Annotated in this window: 6 protein-coding genes; 1 reads left to right on the top strand and 5 read right to left on the bottom strand. The window is 70.8% G+C overall.

Annotation, left to right across the window (positions count from 1 at the left end; genetic code table 11):
• Positions 1-93 precede the first annotated feature (93 nt).
• The 5 genes from ACH65_RS03455 to ACH65_RS03435 form a co-directional block, all read right to left on the bottom strand.
• Positions 94-1,269 carry a class I SAM-dependent rRNA methyltransferase gene (locus ACH65_RS03455; RefSeq protein WP_049621184.1) on the bottom strand — a complete coding sequence of 392 codons (1,176 nt, stop codon included), beginning with the start codon at positions 1,267-1,269 and terminating at the stop codon, positions 94-96.
• 46 nt (positions 1,270-1,315) lie between these two features.
• Positions 1,316-1,714, bottom strand: a complete 399-nt coding sequence (locus ACH65_RS03450; protein WP_237561432.1) for an acyl-CoA thioesterase — start codon at positions 1,712-1,714, stop codon at positions 1,316-1,318.
• Between the two features lie 83 nt (positions 1,715-1,797).
• Positions 1,798-2,232: a hypothetical protein gene (locus tag ACH65_RS03445; RefSeq protein ID WP_049621183.1), complete on the bottom strand. Its 435-nt coding sequence runs from the start codon at positions 2,230-2,232 to the stop codon at positions 1,798-1,800.
• Between the two features lie 54 nt (positions 2,233-2,286).
• The gene (locus ACH65_RS03440) at positions 2,287-3,231 is read right to left on the bottom strand and encodes a serine/threonine protein kinase (RefSeq protein ID WP_049621182.1); all 945 of its coding nucleotides are present in this window, start codon (positions 3,229-3,231) and stop codon (positions 2,287-2,289) included.
• A 144-nt stretch (positions 3,232-3,375) separates the two neighbouring features.
• Entirely contained in the window at positions 3,376-3,816 is a 441-nt protein-coding gene (locus ACH65_RS03435; RefSeq protein ID WP_049621181.1) for a hotdog fold thioesterase, read from the bottom strand.
• 27 nt (positions 3,817-3,843) lie between these two features.
• Between ACH65_RS03435 and ACH65_RS03430 the strand changes: the two genes are divergently transcribed.
• Complete coding sequence (locus ACH65_RS03430) at positions 3,844-4,938, top strand: 2Fe-2S iron-sulfur cluster-binding protein (RefSeq protein ID WP_237561431.1); 1,095 nt, start codon at positions 3,844-3,846, stop codon at positions 4,936-4,938.
• Positions 4,939-5,239 lie beyond the last annotated feature (301 nt).

Here is a 5,239-nt window from a genome sequence, read left to right as displayed (position 1 = left end):
GCAACCTTGGATGCGTGATGGGGGGAATCAGGAGAGAAATAGCTTCCACCATGTCCTTTTAGGTCGATACATCCAGATACGATACCCGATCGCTCAATCCACCCGACAGAACACCGCCTTCAAGTAGCGCCCCTCCGGCACGTCGCCGCGCACCGGGTGATCCGGCCCCGCGCCGGCCACGTGCAGCAGCTGAATCTCGCGGCCGGCGTTGAGCGCCACCCGGCGCAGCATCTCCAGGAAATCCGCCTCGCTCACCAGGCCGGTGCACGAGCAGGTGAGCAGCAGGCCGCCGGGCGGGATCACGTCGAGCGCGAGGCGGTTCATGGCGAAGTATTTCTTCAGCGCGTCGAACACCTTGTTGCGGTCGCGGGTGAGCTTGGCGGGGTCGAGGATCACCGCGTCGTAGGTTTCCCCGCGCGCCACCGCGCCGCGCAGCCAGTCGAAGATGTCGGCCTGCTGGAAGTCCACCGCCACGCCGTTGGCGGCGGCGTTGGCGCGGGCGATCTCGAGGATGCCCGCGTCCATGTCCACGCCCGTCGCCTCGCGCGCACCCGCCGCCATCGCGTGCACGGCGAAGCCGCCGGCGTTGCAGCACAGGTCGAGCACGCGGCGGCCGCGGGCCAGCTCGGCGAAGCGGCGGCGGTTGTCGCGCTGGTCGGCGAAGAAGCCGGTCTTGTGGCCCAGGCCCGGCGCGGCATGGAAGGCGAGGCCGTGCTCGTGCACCTGGACCGGCTCGGGCGGCTCGGCGCCGCGGCAGTCGAAGGATTCCTGCTTCTGCACGTGGTTCTCGGCGAACCAGTACAGCCGCGCGCCGGGGAAGTGCCCGAGCAGGGCGGCGTGGATCGCCTCGCGGAATTTCCACATGCCGGCGGCGAAGTACTCCACCACCAGGATGTCGGCGTAGCGGTCCACGATCAGGCCGGAGAGGCCGTCGCCCTCGCTGTGCACCACGCGCCAGGCGTCGCTGTCGCGGTCCAGTTGCAGCAGCTCGCGGCGCAGCGCGACGGCGCGGGCGATGCGCGCGGCGATCCAGCCGGCGTCGATGCTCTCGGCCGGGTCGGCGCTCAGCAGGCGCAGGGCGATGCGCGCGTGGCCGTTCCAGAAGCCGCGGCCGACGAAGCGGCCTTTGGCATCCACCACCTCCACCACGCTGCCGGGCGGCACGCGCTCGGCGGGTTTCTCCACCTGTGCGGACCACACCCACGGGTGGCCGGGCGTGCGGTCGGACTTGAGGCGGATGACGGGGAGCGCGGCGGGCTGGGCATTCATCCGCCCATGATAGCGTGCGCGGCGGCCGCGCCCGGCCGCCGCGACGTCATGCGTCGGCGGCGGAAAGCGCCGAGTCGGTGCGCCCGTGCGGCGCGGGCACGCCGTCGACGCCCATGTTGACGAACACGATCTTCTCGATGGTGAGGATGCTCTTGCGCGTGATCACGTTGCGCACCTCGCAGCGCAGGGTGATCGAGGTGCGCCCGAAACCGGTGGCGCCGATGCCCAGCTCGATGATGTCGCCCTGCCGCGCGGAGCTGACGAAGTTGATCTCCGACATGTACTTGGTGACCACGTTGGAGTTGCCCAGCTGGTCGATCACGTAGACCGCCGCCTCCTCGTCGATCCAGCGCAGCAGGCTGCCGCCGAACAGGGTGCCGTTGGGGTTGAGGTCCTCGGGCTTGACCCATTTGCGGGTGCGGAAATCCAGCGGCGGCAGGCTCATGGCGGCTCGGGGATCGGGAGCGGGGTCTTCAGTCTAGCCGCAGGCGGCGGTGCCCGCTGCGATGCAGCATGAACGCCGCGCGCTCAGCGCAGGCGCAGGATCAGCCACGACAGCAGCGCCAGCAGGTTGAGCCCGAAGCGCGCCACCGACGGCCCGGCCACCGCGAGGCCGAAGCCCTGGGTGCCGAAGCTCCAGTCCAGCCACGGCCGCGCCAGGTGCGCGGTGGTGTAGATGTTGAGGTAGGCGCCGCAGTGCAGGGCGTAGCTGAACACCGGCGTGGCGATCAGCGGCAGCTGCAGCAGCTGCGCCCAGCGCGACAGCGCCACGCCGCGCTCGCTGCCTTCCACCAGCAGGATGCCGGCCACCAGCACGAAGGCGAACAGCACCAGGCCGATCAGGGCGTGCAGGCTGTCCAGGGTGGAGCCCAGCGGCAGCAGCCGGCGCAACATGGCGCCGACGCCGTAGAGGCCGCCGGCGATTTCGAGGATGCCGATCAGGCGGAAGAGGAATTGGCGCATTCGGTACTCCGGGGGATTCGTGGGTGCGTGCGGACGTGGTGGGACCGCACGGGTTCATGCGAGTTCGTCGGCCAGCTCGTGCAGGTCGGTGATGTGCTGTTCCCACCACGCGGCCTCGGCGGCGAACGGGAAGGCGGCGGGAAAGGCCGGGTCGTGCCAGCGCGCGGCGATCCAGCCGGCGTGGTGCAGCTGGCGCATCGCGCGCAGCGCGGGCACCAGCGCGAGTTCGGCGTAATCGAAATCGCGCATGGACGTATAGCCGTCCAGCAGCGACTGCATGGCCGCCTCGTCGTGGGCGAGCATCCACAGGTCCTGCACCGCCGGGCCCATGCGCGCGTCGTCGAGGTCGACGAAGTGCGGGCCCTCGTCGGTCCATAGCAGGTTGCCGGGGTGGCAATCGCCATGCAGACGCAGCCGGCGCACCGGGCCCACCGCTTCGAGCCGCGCGGCGATGGCCGCGTCCAGGCGGGATGCCGCGGCGCGGTAGCGCTCCCGCTGCGTGCCGGGCAACAGGGCCGAGTCCAGCACCGCCTGCATCGGCCGCTCGATCATGCTGGCGCGGTCGAGCGCGCCGCGGTAGGCGAAGGGCTCGCGCGCGCCCACCGCGTGCAGGCGCGCGATCAGCCGCCCCAGCCATTCCAGCTGCGTGGCCGATTCCAGCGACGGCGCGCGGCCGCCGCGGCGCGGCCACAGCGCATAGCGGTAGCCGCCGTGGTGCAGCAGGGTGCGCCCGCCGACGATGCGCGGCGCTACCACCGGCAGTTCCGCCGCGGCCAGCTCCTGCGCGAAGGCGTGCTCCTCCAGGATGGCCGCGTCGCTCCAGCGGCCGGGCCGGTAGAACTTGGCGATCACCGGCGCCTCGTCCTCGATGCCCACCTGCCACACGCGGTTCTCGTAGCTGTTGAGCGCCAGCAGGCGGCCGTCCGGCCACAGGCCGCAGGCGGCCACGGCGTCGAGCACGAGGTCGGGGGTGAGGTTGGCGTAGGGGGTGTCAATCATCAAAACCTTTTCCAGGCGGGTGCTCGCGGGAGGGCTCGCTCGAAGAAGGAGTGAGGCAACCGTGGCCCCTCACCCCTGCCCTCTCCCCAGCGGGGAGAGGGAGCCGTCTTCGGTAACCCTGCAAGGCCCTCACAGCACGCCCGATCAACGCGGCTTCACCACGTCCGCCGGCACCACCGCCATGGTCAGGCGCGCGATGCACACCAGCGCGCCCTCCTCGTTCTCGATGCGGATCTCCCACACCTGCGTGCTGCGCCCGCGGTGCAGCGGCCGCGCCGTGCCGGTGACGGTGCCGGCGCGCACGCCGCGCACGTGGTTGGCGTTGATGTCCAGGCCCACGGCCCGCTCCTGCTCCGGGTCGAGCGTGAGCATGGCGCCCATGCTGCCCAGCGTCTCGGCCAGCGCCACCGAGGCGCCGCCGTGCAGCAGGCCGTAGGGCTGGTGCGTGCGGTGGTCCACCGGCATGGTGCCGCGCAGCCAGTCCTCGCCGACCTCGGTGATGCGAATGCCGAGCACTTCCAGCATGGTATTGGCGCGCCAGCCGTCGAGCCTGGCCAGATCGGTCGCCTGTTTCCAGATGGTCATCGTTGATTCCTGCGGCATGGACCCGCATTGTCGGTCGACTGCCGCCACATCGACAATGCACCCGTGTTCAACGTCACCCTGAAAGGCTCCGGTCGCCGCTTTGCGGTCGCCGCCGGCGAAACCGTGCTCGAGGCGGCCCAGCGCGAGGGCATCGCGCTGCCGTATTCGTGCCGGGCGGGCGTGTGCGGCAGCTGCAAGGCGATCCTGCTGGACGGCGACTGCGGCTACCCGCGCAACCCGCCGGTGGCGCTCGACGCCAGCGCCCGCGCGCACCACGCGGTGCTGCTGTGCCAGGCGGTGCCGGCCAGCGACATCCTGATCGAGGCGCGCGAAGTGACCTCGGTGGAGGACGTCGCCCGCCGCCGGCTGGCGGTGACGGTGGCGCGCAAGTGGGCCTTGGCGCCGGACGTGGTCGGGCTGCATCTCGTGCCTGCGCCGGGCGAGGCGCGCCTGCGCTGGCTGCCGGGGCAATACCTCGACGTGCTGCTGGCGGACGGCAAGCGCCGGCCGTTCTCCATCGCCAACGGCCCGGGGCCGGACGGCATCATCGAGCTGCACGTGCGCCACGTCGCCGGCGGCGGCTTCACCTCGTGGGTGGCCCAGTCGCTGCGCGAGGGCGACACCCTGCACATCGAGGCGCCGCTGGGCACCTTCGTGCCGCGCGAGGATTCGGAGCGGCCGATGCTGTTCATGGCCGGCGGCACCGGCTTCGCGCCGGTGAAGGCGATCGTGGAGCACTTCCTCGCGCTCGGCACGCGCCGGCGCATCGACGTGTACTGGGGCGCGCGCAGCGCGGCGGACCTCTACCTGCGCGAGCAGGCCGGGGGCTGGACACGCGCGGCGCACGACCTGCACTTCCACCCGGTATTGTCCGACCCCGAGCAGGCCGCGGCCTCGGGCCTGCGCGAGGGCTTCGTGCACGAGGCGCTGCTGGAGGACTGGCCCGACCTCTCCGGCCACGACGTCTACATGAGCGGCCCGCCGGCGATGATCGACGCCGGCCGCCAGCTGTTCGCCGAGGCGGGGCTGCCGGAAGGACAGCTCTACTACGATTCGTTCGACTACGCGCCCGACGTGCTGGCGCAGATTCTCGGCGGCCGCGCGGGCATCCACGACGCCTAGCGGCGGTGTCGAGCCCCGTTCGCGCTTCCGGAGTCTGTTTATGGTCTTGCCGCCGATGGGCGGTCGCATCTTGCGATAGCCGTGTGGGCTTGGAAATGTGGCGACTTCGCTTTTGCGCTCTCTCTTGCTCGTCGTTCCGTCGTAGGTCGAAGGCGCTTCACCACAGCGAAGCTGGTCACCCAGCGCTATGCGGCTAGGTTGAATCGAAACGCTTATCACGGTCTGGCCGGCCTTTGGCCGGGGTTTCGCTCATCTGCCGATGAGCGAGTTACTTTTCTTTGCTTGCCCAAGAGAAAGTAAC

The sequence above is a fragment of the Frateuria defendens genome, assembly GCF_001182895.1.
Classification (GTDB): domain Bacteria; phylum Pseudomonadota; class Gammaproteobacteria; order Xanthomonadales; family Rhodanobacteraceae; genus Frateuria_B; species Frateuria_B defendens.
This window is presented reverse-complemented; position numbering and strand designations above follow the sequence as displayed.

Coding starts and splice junctions, on each gene's coding strand:
- ACH65_RS03435 (WP_049621181.1), bottom strand. CDS start 3,816: ATGACCATCTGGAAACAGGCGACCGATCTGGCCAGGCTCGACGGCTGG.
- ACH65_RS03455 (WP_049621184.1), bottom strand. CDS start 1,269: ATGAATGCCCAGCCCGCCGCGCTCCCCGTCATCCGCCTCAAGTCCGAC.
- ACH65_RS03450 (WP_237561432.1), bottom strand. CDS start 1,714: ATGAGCCTGCCGCCGCTGGATTTCCGCACCCGCAAATGGGTCAAGCCC.
- ACH65_RS03445 (WP_049621183.1), bottom strand. CDS start 2,232: ATGCGCCAATTCCTCTTCCGCCTGATCGGCATCCTCGAAATCGCCGGC.
- ACH65_RS03440 (WP_049621182.1), bottom strand. CDS start 3,231: ATGATTGACACCCCCTACGCCAACCTCACCCCCGACCTCGTGCTCGAC.